Source organism: Streptomyces sp. NPDC026589, assembly GCF_040638385.1.
GTDB lineage: Bacteria > Actinomycetota > Actinomycetes > Streptomycetales > Streptomycetaceae > Streptomyces.
This window is the reverse complement of the sequence record NZ_JBEZYG010000013.1, coordinates 66,492-82,943: the sequence shown is the minus strand read 5'-3', so window position 1 is coordinate 82,943 and position 16,452 is coordinate 66,492. Positions and strand designations below refer to the sequence as shown.

At 73.6% G+C, this 16,452-nt stretch carries 12 protein-coding genes; 5 read left to right on the top strand and 7 right to left on the bottom strand.

The window, feature by feature from the left end; translation table 11 throughout:
• Positions 1–6 precede the first annotated feature (6 nt).
• Both AB0F29_RS22650 and AB0F29_RS22645 read right to left on the bottom strand, forming a co-directional pair.
• Positions 7–717, bottom strand: a complete 711-nt coding sequence (locus tag AB0F29_RS22650; protein WP_361874657.1) for a 3'-5' exonuclease — start codon at positions 715–717, stop codon at positions 7–9.
• Between the two features lie 205 nt (positions 718–922).
• Positions 923–2,158, bottom strand: a complete 1,236-nt coding sequence (locus AB0F29_RS22645) for an SAV2148 family HEPN domain-containing protein (protein WP_032790987.1) — start codon at positions 2,156–2,158, stop codon at positions 923–925.
• Between the two features lie 395 nt (positions 2,159–2,553).
• On the opposite strand from AB0F29_RS22645, the gene glgX reads away from it, so the two are divergent.
• Both glgX and treY read left to right on the top strand, forming a co-directional pair.
• Positions 2,554–4,683, top strand: a complete 2,130-nt coding sequence (glgX, locus tag AB0F29_RS22640) for a glycogen debranching protein GlgX (RefSeq protein WP_361874655.1) — start codon at positions 2,554–2,556, stop codon at positions 4,681–4,683.
• A gap of 79 nt (positions 4,684–4,762) precedes the next feature.
• A complete protein-coding gene (treY, locus tag AB0F29_RS22635) occupies positions 4,763–7,153 on the top strand; it encodes a malto-oligosyltrehalose synthase (protein ID WP_361874653.1) in 2,391 nt (796 codons plus the stop codon).
• A gap of 19 nt (positions 7,154–7,172) precedes the next feature.
• Here treY and AB0F29_RS22630 read toward each other — a convergent pair whose 3' ends face one another.
• On the bottom strand, positions 7,173–8,195 hold the full coding sequence (locus tag AB0F29_RS22630; protein WP_361874651.1) for a cytochrome P450: 1,023 nt from the start codon (positions 8,193–8,195) through the stop codon (positions 7,173–7,175).
• Between the two features lie 126 nt (positions 8,196–8,321).
• Positions 8,322–9,263, bottom strand: coding sequence for a LysR family transcriptional regulator (locus AB0F29_RS22625; protein WP_361874649.1), 942 nt, complete (start codon positions 9,261–9,263; stop codon positions 8,322–8,324).
• A 112-nt stretch (positions 9,264–9,375) separates the two neighbouring features.
• Here AB0F29_RS22625 and lpdA point away from each other — a divergent pair, with 112 nt between their 5' ends.
• Entirely contained in the window at positions 9,376–10,815 is a 1,440-nt protein-coding gene (gene lpdA, locus AB0F29_RS22620; protein WP_361874647.1) for a dihydrolipoyl dehydrogenase, read from the top strand.
• Between the two features lie 9 nt (positions 10,816–10,824).
• Here lpdA and AB0F29_RS22615 read toward each other — a convergent pair whose 3' ends face one another.
• Entirely contained in the window at positions 10,825–11,550 is a 726-nt protein-coding gene (locus AB0F29_RS22615) for a DUF1707 and FHA domain-containing protein (protein ID WP_361874645.1), read from the bottom strand.
• 130 nt (positions 11,551–11,680) lie between these two features.
• On the opposite strand from AB0F29_RS22615, the gene AB0F29_RS22610 reads away from it, so the two are divergent.
• Positions 11,681–12,643 (top strand): GNAT family N-acetyltransferase, encoded by a 963-nt coding sequence (locus AB0F29_RS22610; protein ID WP_361874643.1) that lies wholly within the window; start codon positions 11,681–11,683, stop codon positions 12,641–12,643.
• Positions 12,644–12,867: 224 nt separating this feature from the next.
• Complete coding sequence (locus AB0F29_RS22605) at positions 12,868–13,779, top strand: GNAT family N-acetyltransferase (protein ID WP_361874641.1); 912 nt, start codon at positions 12,868–12,870, stop codon at positions 13,777–13,779.
• Here the strand turns inward: AB0F29_RS22605 and AB0F29_RS22600 are convergent.
• Positions 13,751–14,881 (bottom strand): alpha-L-fucosidase, encoded by a 1,131-nt coding sequence (locus AB0F29_RS22600; protein ID WP_361874639.1) that lies wholly within the window; start codon positions 14,879–14,881, stop codon positions 13,751–13,753. The genes AB0F29_RS22605 and AB0F29_RS22600 overlap by 29 nt on opposite strands.
• 14 nt (positions 14,882–14,895) lie before the next feature.
• Complete coding sequence (locus AB0F29_RS22595; RefSeq protein WP_361874637.1) at positions 14,896–16,317, bottom strand: GH1 family beta-glucosidase; 1,422 nt, start codon at positions 16,315–16,317, stop codon at positions 14,896–14,898.
• Positions 16,318–16,452 lie beyond the last annotated feature (135 nt).

Sequence of the window (16,452 nt, the reverse complement as noted above, 5' to 3'; positions counted from 1 at the left end):
GCGGGATCACCGGCTGCGCGGGATCACCGGCCAGGACGCCTCGACCACGGCCGTCGGGTCCGAGCGGCGCAGGTAGGCCTGGAGCGAGGCCGACTGCTCGGCGGCCGCCCGGATCTGAAGGGCGTGCAGTTCGGCGGGCGGCAGGGTGCCGACGGGGCGGTGCCGCTCTCCCATCCGGCGCACCACGCGTACGGCGGCCACCGCGTCGGCGCTCGCCTCGTGGGCTCCGTCGAGCGTGACCCCGTAGTGGTCGCAGAGTGCTTGGAGGGCCCGCTTGCCCCTGCGGTACTTGTCGACGTGCTTGTCGATCACCAGCGGGTCGATGACGGGCGAGGGCGCTCCGCCGACCCGCTCGTCGACCGATGGCAGCCCGTACCTGCGGCACTCGCGGTCCAGCAGCGAGAGGTCGTAGCGGGCGTTCATCACCACCAGCGGGACGCCCGAGCGCAGCACCTCGGCGACCGCGTGTGCGATCTCCTCGACCGCCGGGGCGGCCCGCGACCCGTGCCTGCGGGCGTGGTCGGTGCCGATACCGTGGATCGCGGAGGCCTGTTCGGGTATCGCCACCCCCGGGTCGAGCAGCCAGGTCCGCTGCTCGGCGACCGTCCCGTCCGCGTCCAGCCGGACCAGTGCGGCGGTGACGATCCGGTCGTTCTCGACGTCGGTCCCCGTCGTCTCCAGGTCGAAGCCGACCAGTGTTCCCCGGTGCCAGCTCATCCCGATACCTCCTTCGTGGTGCGCTCCCCCATGTGCTGACCACCTTCGCACGGGCCACTGACAGCGCCCCGGGGAGGGCCGCGGCCGGCCACGGCCCGTCAGAAGACCGGGCGGGCCGGTGAGGAGAGCAAGGCGCGCCCGTCGGCTCAGGAGGACGGGCGGGTCCGTCAGGGGGCAGGGCCGGAGAGCGGGCGGGCCCGCCGGCTCAGGAGACCGGCCGGGAGTCCGTCCAGACCGATTCGAACTCCTCGCGGTATGTCTCGAACAGGCCGTGCTCGCTGTCCTGACCCGCCCGCACCACCGTCCGCCGGCCCCCGCCGCGCAGCACCAGGACGGGCGCCTCCATGCCACGGGCCCGCCGCAGATAGGGCTGGACGACGCCCACGGCGTCCGGGCCGTCGCCGTCCACCAGGTAGGCGGTGAAGCGCGGGGTCTCGTCGAAGACCTGGATCTCGAACGCGCCCGGGTCGCGGAGCTTGGAGCGCACCCGGCGCATGTGCAGGATGTTCATCTCCACCGAGCGGCTCAGCTCGCCCTTCTTGAGGCCGAGTTCCCGCTCCCGGCGGCGCACCGCGCTGCTGGCCGGGTTGATGAACAGCAGCCGGACCCGGCAGCCCGATTCGGCGAGCCGGACGAGCCGGCGGCCGGAGAAGTTCTGGACGAGCAGGTTGAGCCCTATGCCGATGGCGTCGAGTCGCCGTGCCCCGCCGAAGAGGTCCTCGGCGGGCAGCTGGCGCTGGAGCCGGACCCGGTCGGGGTGGACGGAGACCACGTCCGCATAGCGGTCGCCGACCAGCTCCTCCACCGCGTCGACCGGCAGCCGGTCCGCGGAGGGCACCCCCGCCCCGCTGCCGAGGATGTCAAGCAGCCGGGCGGAGGCGCGCTCCGCCTGGGCGAGGACCGCTTCGTTCAGCGCGCGGTTGCGGGAGACGACGTTGCGTGCGACCTCCAGCTCGTCCAGGGCCAGCTCGACGTCCCGCCGGTCGTCGAAGTACGGCTCGAAACAGGGCCAGTGCTGGACCATCAGCTCACGCAGCTGCGGCAGCGTCAGGAAGCTGAGGACGTTGTCGTCGGCCGGGTCCAGCAGATAGCCCTTGCGGCGCGAGACCTCGCGTACGGCGACGGCGCGCTGCACCCACTCCTGCCCGGCCGGTCCGGCCGCGGCCACCACCCACTCCTCGCCGTGCACCGGCTCGTAGATCGGCCGGAGCACCGCGGCGACGACGGCCCGCAGACGTTGTTCGACCAGATTCAGCCAGATATAGGCGCGCCCGGCCCGCTGGGCCCGGGTGCGCACCTCGTTCCAGGCCTCCGAGCCCCAGTCCAGCTCGGCGCCGATCTCCATGGGCTGCGCGAGGGACACCGCCCCGGGCGGGGCATCGGTCGATTCCCCCTCGTGACCTGCGTCACCTGGGGGCAGCTCGAACCCTCCCGAGCTCACCCGCGTACCGCCTTCCACTCCCCCACCCAACGATCAAGGAAGGGTACTCCGGGACCACGATCCAACGCAGCCCGATGCGCAGGCGACTTTCTCAACTCCCCTGCGTGTAAGGCTTGTTCCTTGCGGCAAGATCGGGTGGAGTGAGCGGATTCATAGCGATTCGGGCCCCTGCCCCAGGGCGGGAACCGGACGCCCACCGGGTGACGGGGCCCGGAAGCGCGTCCGGGGCGGCACGGGAGTGTCCGAAGTTGACCGGTGCGGCCCGGGTCCGGCGACGGGACCCGGCCGCACCGGGCGACGTCCTAGGTGAGCACCGTGTTTTCGGGGAGTATTCGGGAAGCATCGGGCCGAGGAAAGCCACCGCACCCGGATCAGAAGTGGGAAGAGTCTTCATCATGCAGGTCTGGCCGGGACACGCTTACCCCCTCGGCGCCACGTACGACGGCGCCGGCACCAACTTCGCGGTCTTCTCCGAGGCCGCCCACCGGATCGAACTGTGCCTGTTGCACGACGACGGTTCGGAGACGGCGGTGGAGCTGCGCGAGACCGACGCCTTCGTGCGCCACGCCTATCTGCCCGGGGTGATGCCGGGTCAGCGGTACGGCTTCCGGGTGCACGGCCCCTACGAACCCCAGCGCGGGCAGCGGTGCAACTCCGCGAAGCTGCTGCTGGACCCGTACGCCCGTGCGGTGGCCGGAAAGATCCAGTGGGGCGAGGAGGTGTACGGCTATCCGTTCGGCAGGCCGGACGCCCGCAACGACCTCGACTCGGCCCCGCACACCATGAGCTCGGTGGTGGTCAACCCGTACTTCGACTGGGGCGACGACCGCCGCCCCCGGACGGACTACCACCGCACGGTGATCTACGAGGCCCATGTGAAGGGCCTGACGATGCTGCATCCCGGCCTCCCGCCCGAGCTGCGCGGCACGTACGCGGGTCTCGCCCACCCGGAGGTGATCGCCCACCTGACCGAACTGGGGGTCACCGCGATCGAGCTGATGCCCGTTCACCAGTTCGTGCAGGACCACCGGCTTTCGGACATGGGGCTCGCCAACTACTGGGGCTACAACACCATCGGCTTCTTCGCCCCGCACAACACGTACGCCTCCTGGGGCGACCGCGGCGAACAGGTGCTGGAGTTCAAGCAGGCGGTGAAGGCGCTCCACCAGGCGGGGATCGAGGTCATCCTCGATGTCGTCTACAACCACACCGCCGAGGGCAACCACCTCGGTCCCACGCTCTCCTTCCGCGGCCTCGACAACGCCTCCTATTACCGGCTCACCGACGACCAGCGCTACTACATGGACACCACGGGCACGGGGAACTCCCTGCTCATGCGGTCCCCGCACGTCCTCCAGATGATCATGGACTCGCTGCGGTACTGGGTGACCGAGATGCATGTGGACGGCTTCCGCTTCGACCTCGCGGCGACGCTCGCCCGGCAGTTCCACGAGGTGGACCGGCTCTCCTCGTTCTTCGACCTGGTGCAGCAGGACCCGGTGGTCAGCCAGGTGAAGCTGATCGCCGAACCGTGGGACGTCGGCGAGGGCGGCTACCAGGTGGGCAACTTCCCGCCGCTGTGGACCGAGTGGAACGGCAAGTACCGCGACACGGTCCGCGATCTGTGGCGGGGCGAGCCGCGCACCCTGGCGGAGTTCGCCGGGCGGCTCACCGGCTCCTCCGACCTCTACCAGGACGACGGCCGCCGCCCGCTCGCCTCGATCAACTTCACCACCTGCCACGACGGCTTCACCCTGCACGACCTCGTCTCGTACAACGACAAGCGCAACGACGCCAACGGGGAGGACAACCGGGACGGCGAGAGCCACAACCGGTCCTGGAACTGCGGCGCGGAGGGCGAGAGCGACGACCCGGAGGTCCTGGAGCTGCGGGCCCGCCAGATGCGGAACTTCATCGCCACGCTGATGCTCTCGCAGGGCGTGCCGATGCTGAGCCACGGCGACGAGTTCGCCCGTACGCAGAACGGCAACAACAACGCCTACTGCCAGGACAACGAGCTGGCCTGGGTGCACTGGCCCGATCCGGACGAGAAGGCCGACGCCCCCGCCTCGACCCTGCTGGAGTTCACCCGGGCCATGGTGTGGCTCCGCCGCGACCACCCCGTCTTCCGGCGCCGCCGCTTCTTCCACGGACGGCCGGTGGAGGGCACCCACGACGAGCTCTCCGACATCGCCTGGTTCACCCCGGAGGGCGAGGAGATGACGCAGCGGGACTGGCAGGCGGCCCACGCCAAGGCGATGACCGTGTTCCTGAACGGGCACGCGATCTCGGAGCCGGGGCCGCGCGGCGAGCGGATCTCCGACGACTCGTTCCTGCTGATGTTCAACGCGAGCGCCGAGACGCTGGAGTTCGCCGTTCCGGTCGGCCACGGGGAGCAGTGGCAGGTCGTCGTCGACACCGCGCGGCCGGACGGGGTGGAGCCGGGGGCGGGACCGAAGGTCGCCGAGGGCGAACGGGTCACGCTGATCGGGCGCAGCCTGACCGTGCTGAAGCGGCCCGCCTGAGGTCTCGTGGGCCGGGAGCGGGAGTGAGTGTTCCGCGCGGGGTGACACGGAGCGCCCCGGGCGGGGTACGTAGGAGTCCATGACGCCCACCGCCACGTACCGGCTTCAGCTCCAGCCCGACTTCCCGTTCGCCGCCGCCGAGAAGGCCGTGCCGTATCTCGCCGCGCTCGGCGTCTCGCACCTCCACCTGTCGCCCGTCCTGGAGGCGGTCCCCGGCTCCCCGCACGGCTACGACGTCGTCGACCACAGCCGGGTCCGGGCGGAGCTGGGCGGGGAGGAGGGGCTGCGCTCGCTCGCCTCGGCCGCCCGGGAGCACGGGCTCGGCCTGGTCCTGGACATCGTGCCCAACCACATGGCGGCCGCGCCCCGGCACAACCGCCGGCTGTGGGACGTGCTGCGCGAGGGCCCGACCTCCCCGTCCGCCCGCTGGTTCGACATCGACTGGGCGGCCGGCGGAGACCGGGTGCTGCTGCCGGTGCTCGCCGGGCCGCTCGGCGGAGAGCTGGAGCGCCTCTCGGTGGACGGGGAGGTGCTGCGCTACGGCGAGCTGGAGTTCCCGTTGCGCGTCGGGACGGCGGGCCTTCCCCTGCCGGAGCTGCTGGACGCCCAGCACTACCGGCTCGGCTGGTGGCGCCTGGCCCGTACCGAGCTGAACTACCGGCGGTTCTTCACCGTCTCCGAGCTGATCGGGGTCCGCGTCGAACACCCGGAGGTCTTCGACGCCACGCACGCCAAGGTCCTCGAACTGCTCCGCGACGGGGTACTCGACGGGCTGCGCGTCGACCATCCCGACGGCCTCGCCGCCCCCGCCGCCTATCTGGAGCGGCTGAACGAGGCCACCGGCGGCCGCTGGACGGTGGTGGAGAAGATCCTCACCGGCGACGAGCGGCTGCCTGCGGAGTGGGCGGTCGCGGGCACCACCGGGTACGACGCGCTGCACCGGATCGACGGGCTGTTCACCGACCCGTCCGGCGCGGCGGAGCTGCTCGGCCGCTACCGGGAGTTCGCGGGCCCGCCGGGCGACCGGGGCGGCGACTGGACGGCGACGGTGCGCCGGGCCGCGTACCGGGTGGTGACGCACGAGCTGGCCGCCGAAACCGCGTGGCTGACCCGGCTCGCGGCCGGGATCTGCGGCCGGGACCCCGCGCTGCGCGACCACGCGCCCTGGGCGCTGGAGACGGCGGTCCGGGAGCTGCTGGTGCGGATCCCGGTGTACCGCCCGTACGTCACGGCGGGCGAACCGCCGACGCGGATCGCCGAGAAGACGCGGATCGCCGAGGAGACGCTGACCGACGAGGCGGTACGGGACGCGAAGGCGGTGTTCTCCGTCCCGGAGGAGGCGACGGCCGTGGACGTCGTACGGGATCTGGCGCTCGGGCGGCTCGGTGACGGGGAGGAACAGGCGGCGTTCTGCGCCCGGTTCGCGCAGACCGCGTCCGCGCTGCACGCCAAGTCGGTGGAGGACACGGCGTTCTACCGGTACGTCCCGCTGGTCTCGGCCACCGAGGTGGGCGGGGACCCGGGGCGGCCCGCGGTGTCGCCGGAGGAGTTCCACGCCTTCGCGGCGCGGATCGCGCGCGACTGGCCCGCCACCGGCACGGTCCTGACCACGCACGACACCAAGCGCAGCGCGGACGTGCGGGCCCGGATCGCGGTGCTGTCCCAGTGCCCGGAGCGGTGGGCGGCGCTGGTGGCGGAGCTGTCGGCGGCGACCGCCGTGGCGGCCCCGGATCGACAACTGGCCTGGGCCGCATGGCAGTCGGCGTACGGCTGCGCGGAGCTGCCGGCCGAGGAGCTGTCCGAGCGGCTGGGGCCGGCGTTGTTGAAGGCGGTGCGGGAGGCGGGCCTGTTCACCAGTTGGACGGAGCCGGATCCGGTGTACGAGCGTGCGGTGGCGGACTTCGTCGCAGCCGGTCCGGGCGCCGGGGCGGGCGCGGCCCGGACCCGGGTCGCGGAGTTCGCCGCCGCGCTCGCCCCGCAGGTGCGGGCCCAGGTGCTGGGGGCGGCGCTGGTGCAGCTGACGATGCCGGGGGTGCCGGATCTCTACCAGGGCACGGAGTGCGAGTACCTGGCCCTGGTCGACCCGGACAACCGGCGGCCGTTCCGGCGGCCGGAGTCCGGGGGCGAGAAGCAGGCGCTGACGGCGGTCGCGCTGGGGCTGCGGCGGGAACTGCCGGAGGTGTTCGGGGAGTCGGGGACGTACGCACCGCTGACGGCCCGGGGCCCGGCCGCCCCGCACCTGGTGTCCTTCTGCCGGTCGGGCGAGGTGGTCACGGCGGTGACCCGGCTGTCGCTGCGGCTGGACGAGGACGGGGGCTGGCGGGACACGGTGCTGGAACTGCCGGGCGGGAGCCCCTGGCGGGACCTGCTGGCGGCCTCGCCGGGCCGGGAGTTCGCGGGCGGCGCGGTGGCGGCGGCCGAGCTGTTCGCCGAGCGGCCGGTGGCACTGCTGCGGCGGGTGCGGGACTGACGGGCGGGGGCCGTGACCGTCAGGACGGGCGTACGAGGAGGGTGCGCGGGCCTCGGGTGAGCAGGCCGCCCGCCCGCGGGCGGAAGCCGTCGGCCCAGCGGATGCCGGGCATCGCCGTCAGCAGGGCGCGCAATCCGTGTTCGGCCTCCAGCCGGCCCAGGAGCGCCGCGGGGCAGCCGGCCGGGCCGATGAGCAGCGGGTCGGCGTCGGTGCGCAGCGGGTCGAAGCGGTCGGGCGCGCCGAACCGGGCCGGGTCGCGGCCCGCCGCGCCGATGAGGCAGGCGACGGGTGCGTCCGCGGGGAGCGTGCCGCCGCTGACGGCCACCTCGGTTCGGGTGCGGCGCAGCACGATCTGGACGGGCGGGTCGCGGCGCAGCGTCTCGGCCCAGGCCCGCCCGAGCAGCGTGGCGGCCCCTTCGCCCGCCGTCGCGGCGGCCAGCAGGTCGGGGTCGTCGAGCATGTTGGCGAGGAACGAGGCGAGGGCGTGCTCGCGGAGCGCGGTGGCCCCGGCGCAGTCACGGGCTCCGCCGCCGGTCCGCCGGTGGGGGGCGCCCCGGGGCAGGGTGCTCAGGTCCGGGTAGGAGAGCCCGGCCGCCGCGGCGGCGGCGCCGGCGGGCAGCCAGCGGCAGAAGTCGGCGACCAGGTCCGCCCGGTCGCGCCCGGCGATCCGGCGGGCCAGGACGTACGCGGTCCGCTCGACGGCGGGTTCCGCGGTGCGGTGGGGCACGGCCGGCGGGACGCAGACCAGGCTGCCCCGGCAGAGGCCGAGCGGGACGGGGGCCCGCCCGCGCGGGGCCCCGTCGTGCGGGTAGCCGGTGAACCGGGGGTCGGTGAGGGCCAGGGCCACATCCGCGTACCGGCTCAGCAGCCAGGCGCCGAGGCCCGGGTCGTAGCCGAGGGGGTAGTCGGTGCGCAGCAGGCGGTAGAGGCGCAGCCGGTACGGGTCCGTGGTCGCCCCGGGCGCCAGCAGGCCCGGCTGTCCGCCCGCCAGCCGGTGCGGGCGGCGTGCGGCGGGCAGGGCGTCGGGGCGGTCGGTCGGCATCCCGCGCCCCCTGGAGTCGGTGCGCCGGCGGTCGGCGCGCGCCCTCTCAGCGGACCACCGCCGGGGGCGTACCGCAGTCGGCGTGCGGCCGTTCGGGTGAGAGCGTGGCGGGGCTGGGGCCTGTCGTCAATCTGCCGTCGTCGCCCGGCAGGCGGCCGTTCGACGACCGGCCCCGGGCGGGCGGATCCCGGCGGTGGGCAGGGAGCCGAGCAGTTCCGTGAAGGCCGCCGCCGCCCCGGTCAGCGCCACCCGGGAGAAGACGCCCATGGGTCGCAGCCAGGGCGGGTCGACGCGGAGCACCGCGCAGTCCTCGCCGATCGCGCTCCGGACGAGGTGGGCGGCGGCCGTGGACACACCGACGCCGGCCGCCGCCATCCGGACGGCTGTGGAGGTGTGCTCGGTCCACACCGCCGTACGGGGCACGAAGCCGGCCGCCTCGCAGACCCCTTCCAGGAAGGGGCGGCCGTCGATGAGCGGCTCCATGGCGCACCGCACCCAGAAGCGGTCGGCGAGCTCGTGGAGGGCGACCGAGGTACGCCCGGCCAACGGGTCGTCGAACGGGACGACGAGGACGATCTCCTCCTCCCCCACCGGGACGACGGGGCCGGTCCAGCGCGCCGGCAGCGGTCCGACGGCCAGGTCGGCGATGCCGCGCTCCACCTCGTCCTCCAGGGCGTCGGTGGTCGCGTACTCGTGGAGGACGAGGCGCACGCCCGGATGGGCACGCCGCCAGTGGGCGAAGACGTCGGGGAGGATGCCGACGGCCACCGAGTGCACGGTGGCGATGTGCAGTTCGCCGCCCTCCGCGCCGGCGGCGGCGCGGGCCGCGCGGCGGGCCTGGGCGGCGCTGCGGACGGAGCGTTCGGCGTGCGGCAGGAAGGCCCGGCCCATCGGGGTGAGCAGGACGCCGCGCGGCAGCCTTTCCAGCAGCTCGCCCCCGACGGTCCTCTCCAGCGCCTTGATCTGGTGGGAGAGGGCGGGCTGGGTGACGTGGAGCCGTTCGGCGGCGCGGGTGAAGGAGGACTCCTCGACGACCGCGACGAAGTACTCCATCTGACGCAGGCTCATACGCCTTACCCTCCCCGGGGCTTCACGCACCGCGTCCCATGAACGTTGTGCATCGACTCCACACGCATTCTGCCTTGGACGCATGCCCGGGGCCGGGGCGAGGGTGGGACCCATGACGCTGACGAACACGGAGAAGATCCAGAAGAGCGAGAACACCACGGACGTGCTGGTCATCGGCGGCGGGACCGGCGGCTACTCGACGGCGTTGCGCGCGGCGGCCCTGGGGCTGAGCGTCGTGCTCGCCGAGCGGGACGCGGTCGGCGGCACCTGTCTGCACCGCGGCTGCATCCCGAGCAAGGCGATGCTGCACGCCGCCGAACTCGTCGACGGCATCGCCGAGGCCCGGGAGCGGTGGGGGGTGAAGGCGACGCTCGACGCGGTGGACTGGCCCGCCCTGGTGGCGACCCGGGACGACATCGTGGCCCGCAACCACCGCGGGGTCGAGGCGCAACTCGCGCGGTCCGGGGTCGAGGTGGTGCGCGGCAGCGCCGAGCTGACGGGCCCGCGCTCGGCCCGGATCGACGGGTTCGGGGAGGTCGTCGCCCGGCGCGGCGTGGTGCTGGCGACCGGGTCGCGGCCCCGGATGCTGCCGGGGCCGGCGGTGGACGGGCGGCGGGTGGTGACGAGCGACGACGCGCTGTTCGCGCCGGGATTGCCCGGGTCCGTGCTGGTGGTCGGGGGCGGGGCGATCGGCGTGGAGTACGCCTCGTTCCATCGGTCGATGGGGGCCGAGGTCACCCTGGTGGAGGCCGCGGACCGGCTGGTTCCGCTGGAGGACGCGGAGGTGTCGCGGCACCTGCTGCGGGGGCTGCGGAAGCGGGGCATCCGGGTGGAGGCGGGGGCGCGGCTGCTGGAGTGGGCGGTGGTGGAGGAGGGGGTGCGGGCCGTCGTGCGGACCTCCCGGGGCGAGAGCGTCATGGTGGCGGCCGAGCGGCTGCTGGTCGCGGTGGGCCGGGAGCCGGTGACGGAGGGGCTGGGGCTCGCGGCGGCGGGGCTGGCCACGGACGGGCGGGGCCATGTGGTGCCCGCCGACTGGTCGCGGCTGGAGACGGCGGTGCCGGGCATCCACGTGGTGGGCGACCTGCTGCCGCCGCCGTCGCCCGGACTGGCCCACGCCTCGTTCGCCGAGGGGCTGTTGGTGGCGGAGACACTGGCCGGGCTGCGTACCTCCCCGATCGACTACGCCACCGTTCCCCGGGTCACGTACTCCTCGCCGCAGACGGCCGCGGTGGGGCTGACCGAGGCGCAGGCCCGGGACGCGGGCCACGACGTGGTGGTGAACGCCCTGCCGCTGACCGCCGTCGCCAAGGGCATGGTGCACGGCAGGGGCGGTCTGGTGAAGGTGGTGGCGGAGCGGGCGGGCCGGGTGCTGGGCGTGCATCTGGTCGGCCCGCACGTCTCGGAGATGATCGCGGAGAGTCAGCTCGTGGTCGGCTGGGACGCCGAGCCCGCCGATGTCGCCCACCACATCCATCCGCATCCGACGCTCTCGGAGGCGGTCGGGGAGGCGTTTCTCACACTGGCCGGGCGCGGGCTGCACCAGCAGCACTGACGCGGGCGGTCAGGCGGGCGGGTGACCGGGGTGGGGCGGTGGCAGCTCGGGCGGGTGGGCGGACGGCCGGGGCGCGGGCGGCGGAAGCTCGGGCGGCTGCGCGGACGAGCGGGGCGCGGGCGGCGGAAGCTCGGGCGGCTGCGCGGACGAGCGGGGCGCGGGCGGCGGAAGCTCGGGCGGGCGGGGGGCCGGGGCGGTGAGGCGGAAGCTCATCCGGCCGAAGCTCACCTGGTCCCCGTCCCGCACCGGGATGGAGCCGACGAGCCGCTGGCCGTTGACGCAGGTGCCGTTGGTGGAGCCGAGGTCGCGCAGCACCCAGCGGCCGTTCCGCGCGGAGAGTTCGGCGTGCAGCCGGGAGACGGTCTCGTGGTTGAGCCGCAGGCCGTTGGCCGGGTCGCGGCCGATGAGCAGGGGGTACGGGCCGGGGGCGGGGAGCAGCAGTTTGGGGAGCCGTTCGGTCTGCCAGGCGCGGCGCAGCCGCCCGGGGAAGGCGGAGATCCCGCCCACCGCGCGGACCAGTCCCTGGGACCAGCCGCTGCCCGCTTCCAGGTCGGAGGTGAGGGCCGCCAGCTCCTCCGGGCGCCGGGCCACCAGGGCGAGCTCCATGCGCCGCATGAAGGTGTCGTGCGACAGCTTGCCCTGTGCCGCGCCGTCTCTGAGCACGCCGAGGACACGGTCGCGCTGGGCGTCCGACAGCCGCGCGGGACCCGTGTGGAACTCGAAGGAGGACGTCACGTCGACGATTGTCGGGCCGAGGGGCCCGGGGTGTCCAGATGAGGCCGTGTTTCCTCCCGCGCTGACCTGCGCCGCTGCCCGGCGGAGCCCCTTGCTAGGGTCTGCGGCTCATCCATCACGAGGAGACTCTGTGCCCCCTGTTCCACCGCGGTTGACGGTCCGTCCGCTGTCCGGACCCGATGAGCTCGACCTGTTCTGCGGCCTTTCGTATGTTCTCGACCACGAGCTGGCCGACGACCTCGCCACCGGGCGGCGCGTCCCGGGGTGGATGTGGGTCGCCCTGGACGGGGACCGGGTCGTCGCCAGGGCCGCGTGGTGGACCGACACCGCGGGGAACAGGCCGCTGGCACTGGACTTCTTCGACCTGGACGACACCCTCCCGGTCCCGGAGCGTGTCGCGATCGGCGTCCGGCTGCTGGAGACGGCGACGGCGGCCGTGCTGCCCGCCGGTGCGGACCGGCCCGAGTACGGGCGGTTCGTGCCGCCCAACTGGCACGAGGACCCGCTCGCCCGGGACGTCGTCGAGGCGCGGATCCGGGCGATGGAGGAGACCGGGGCCCGGATGCTGGTGGAGCGGCTGCGGCTGGAGTGGCGGGCCGGTACGCCGGTGCCCGAGGACTCCGGCCGGCTGGTGTTCCGTCCGGTCGCCGGCCGGGAGGACCTGCTCGCGCTGATGGCACCGGTGATGGAGGGCACCCTCGACGCCCACGGGCAGGCGGACCTGGCCTCCGGACTCGATGCGCGCGAGGCGGCCGAGAAGCAGTACGACGAGGAGCTGGCGGGGTACTCCACCCCGATGGACTGGTGGCGGATCGCCGAACTGCCCACCGGTGAACCGGTCGGCTTCGTCATTCCGGCCCGTAACAGCTACAACCCGATCATCGCGTACATCGGGGTGCTGCCCGCCCGGCGGGGCCACGGGTACATCGACGACCTCCTCGCCGAGGGCACCCGGGTGCTGGCGGCCGAGGGCGTGGACCGGATCCGGGCGGCGACGGACCTCGGCAACGTGCCGATGGCCAAGTCCTTCGAGCGCCTCGGGTACGTCAACTTCGAGCGGGCTTTCAACATGGTGTGGGACAAGCCCCGTTGAGCCCCACCGCTGATCCACGCCCTAATCCGGTGGACGGCGGGCGCGGGGGCGGCTACGGTCGGCACCGACATCGGAACCGGTCGTGGAAGGAGGCGGGACACGTGCGCAGGAACATCCGCACCACCATTCGCAGTACGTCACTTTCGCGCTCCCGCCCCGTCCGCCGGGCGGTGTCGGACCTCGTCTGACCGGGAGCGCGGCATTCCGTCCCGGAGGACATTTCCATGACCGATCCGGTCATCCGCGCGCTCACCCCGAGCGACGCCGCACTCTTCACCACGTTCGAGGACAGCCCCTTCGTCGGCCGGGCCGCCTTCGGTCACGCGTACACCTCGACGGCCGACGGCGGCGAGTACCGCCCCGACTGGTCCTGGGTCGCCCTGCGCGACGACACCGTGATCGCCAGGGCCGCCTGGTGGGGCGCGCCCCACGACACCGAGCCCGTCGTGCTCAACTGGTTCGACTTCGCGGACGGGGAGGCGGAGGCGGGCGCCGAACTCCTGCGCCGCGCCCCGTTCGACAAGGAGTACGAGGTCATCGCACCCGCCGGGTGGCGGGACGACCCGGCGGTGCGGGCCGCCGTCGAAGCACGGGTCGCCGCCGCGACGGCGGCCGGCATGAAGCCGCTGGTCGAGCGCTACCGCTACCGGTGGACCCCCGACCGCCCGCTGCCCGAGCGGACGGGCCGGCTCACCTACCGTCCCGAGCCGGACGACGCCGTCGTCCTCGACGTCCTGCGCCGGGTCCACTCGGCCACGCTGGACGCCCACGCCCGCAAGGCCATCGAGGGCCCCGGAGGTCTGGAGGCGGCGGCCCAGGAGGAATTGGACTTCTTCCACTGGTGCCCATCGCCGAGGGAGTGGTTGCGGCTCGCGTACACGCCGGACGGCGAGGTGGCGGGCATCCAGGTGCCCGCGCACAACCCGTCGGGGCCGTGCGTCGGCTTCATCGGGGTCGTCCCCGAGGCGCGCGGGCACGGCTACGGCTACGACCTGCTGGTGGAGTGCACGCACTTCCTCGTCGAGCAGGGCGCCGAGTTCGTCGCGGCCGCGACGGACCGGGGCAACGTGCCGATGGCCGCCGCGTTCGCCCGCGCCGGGTACCCGGTCACCCAGGAATGGGTCCATCTGGCGTGAGGGCCCCGGCCTCCTCGGCCAGCCACTCCAGGCGGAGGCGCTGCTCGGCGGGGATCGTCGCGTCCTCGCCGCGCGGCCCCACGTTGAGCAGGACGTTTCCGCCGTCGGCCGCCGTGTCGCGGACCAGTGAGGTGAGGGCTTCGCGGCCGATGAAGGCGTCGGCCCCCGAGGCCCGGTTGTAGCCGAAGCTGTGGTCGACGCCCCGGGTGATCTCGTACGGGTCGGAGCCCTCGTAGCGGGCGTACTCCGGGGTGCGGAAGTCGAAGACGGGCGGTGTGCGCGGGACGAAGCCCTCGCCCCGCGCCACCGTCCGGCGGTCCCACCAGTTGTACAGCGCCTTCGCGCCGGGCAGGTTCAGGCCCCGCCAGTGCGGGGCGTAGGGCAGCAGCCGGTCGTTGACGACGCCGTGCGGGACGGTGAAGCGGTAGAAGTCGACCAGGGAGCGGATCTCGCCGGCGGAGGCGGGCCAGGCGATGTCGTTCCAGAGGATGTCGGGCCGGTAGCGGCGGATCAGCTCCCGCAGCTGGGCGTCGGCGTAGGCGGGGTAGCTCCCGCGCGGGACGGCGGAGAACATGTCGGCGGCGGTGCCGATGGGCCGGTCGTCGAAGGTCCAGTCGAGCCCGCCGGAGTAGTAGACGCCGAAGCGCAGGCCCTCGGCCCGTACGGCTTCGGCGAACTCGCCCACCACGTCCCGGGTGGTGTGCCAGCCGGAGCGGTGCGGGTTCTCCGTCTCCGAGGGCCAGAGGCAGAAACCGTCGTGGTGCTTGGTGACCAGGACCGCGTAGCCGGCCCCCGCCTCGCGGAACGCGCGGGCCCAGGCGGCCGGGTCCCAGCCGGCGAGCCCGTCCTCGAAGTCGCGGCCGAACTCCGTGTAGGGGCGCTTTCCGTAGGTGGCGCGGTGGTGGGCGGCGACCGGGGAGCCGGGGAAGCGGAGCGCGTTCTCGTACCACTCCGCGTACGAGGTCCAGCCCAGCGGGGCACGCCGGCCGGCCGCCGGGAGTTCGGCGGCGGGGACGTAGGGCGGGGCCCAGCCGGGAACGGATGCGGGTGTCCAGTGGACGAAGATCCCCAGTTGGGCCCGGGACCACCATGAAGCGACCATGGCGGGAGTATTGATCATTCGGGGGGAGCTGCGTAAGCCCCCTCGACCGCCGGATTCCGCTTCTGTGCCTTCTCTGCCTTATGCGCCTTCTGCGCCTTCTGCGCGCGGATCAGGTCGCGGTACCAGGCGTAGGAGCGCTTGGGCGTACGGGTCAGGGTCTCGTAGTCGATGTGGACCAGGCCGAACCGCTGCGAGGCGCCCTCCGTCCACTCCACGTTGTCGGTGAGCGACCAGGTGAAGTAGCCGCGCACGTCCACCCCGGCGTCCATCGCCGCGCGCAGGGCTCGCAGGTGGCTCTCCAGGTAGGCGATGCGGCGGTCGTCCGCGTGGGGCTCCTCCAGGGCGCAGCCGTTCTCGGTGATGTACAGCGGCGGGAGGCGGTCGCCGTAGCGGGTGTGGAGCGCGGTGACGATCTCGGTCAGCCCCTCGGGTACGACGGGCCAGCCGAAGCCGGTCTTCTCGTACCCTTCGATCTCCCGTATGCCGAAGGGGAGTTCGGCGGGCATCGTGAAGCCGGAGAAGGTGTCGAGCGCTTCCGGCCTGGGTGCTCCGACGAGGGTGGGGTTGTAGTAGTTCACGCCGTACCAGTCGAGCGGGGTGGAGATGACCTTGAGGTCGTCGGCGACCGGGCCCGGCATCAGGGCGGCGAGGTTCTCGTCCGGGTAGCGGCCGGTGAGGACCGGGTCGGCGAAGAGCCAGTTGGTGAGCGTGTCGTACAGCTCCGCGCCGAGGCGGTCCTCGTCGGTGTCGCCCGCCGTCCAGACCGGGGCGTGCGAGAGCGCGGCGCCTATATTGTCCGCGCCCGCCGCGCGCAGGGCACGGACGGCGAGGCCGTGGGCGAGGAGCTGGTGGTGGGCGGCGGGCAGGGCGTCGAAGAGCAGGGTGCGGCCGGGGGCGTGCTCGCCCAGCGCGTAGCCGAGCAGCGTGACCTCGGCGGGCTCGTTGACCGTGATCCACATGGGGACGCGGTCGGCGAGGCGTTCGGCGACGATGCCCGCGTACTCGGCGAAGCGGTAGGCGGTGTCCCGGTCGAGCCAGCCGCCCGCCTCCTCCAGCGGGAGCGGGGTGTCCCAGTGGTAGAGGGTCGGGGCGGGGGTGATGCCGTGGGCGCAGAGCTCGTCGACGAGCCGGTCGTAGAAGTCGAGCCCGTCGGCGTTGACGGCTCCGCTGCCGCCGGGCACCACGCGGGGCCAGCTGACGGAGAACCGGAAGGCGTCGGCTCCGAGTCCGGCCAGCAGGGCGACGTCCTCGCGGTAGCGGGCGTGGAATCCGGTGCCCCGGGTGGTGTCGGTGCCGTCCTTGATCCGGCCGGGCAGCGCGGCGAAGGCGTCCCAGCCGGAGGGGCCCTTGCCGTCCGCGTCCACCGCCCCCTCGGTCTGGAAGGCGGAGGCCGAGGCGCCCCAGAGGAAGCCGGGAGGGAACATCGGCAGGGTCATCGCGGCCTCCAGCAGCCATACGTAGGAGCGAAACCAGTACGTGTCAGCAGAACCAGTACGTGTGAGCGGAATCCGTATGAGCGGGCGTCTCGCCGGGCAATGATCAGGACCAGACCTTAATCGCCGGTGGCGGGC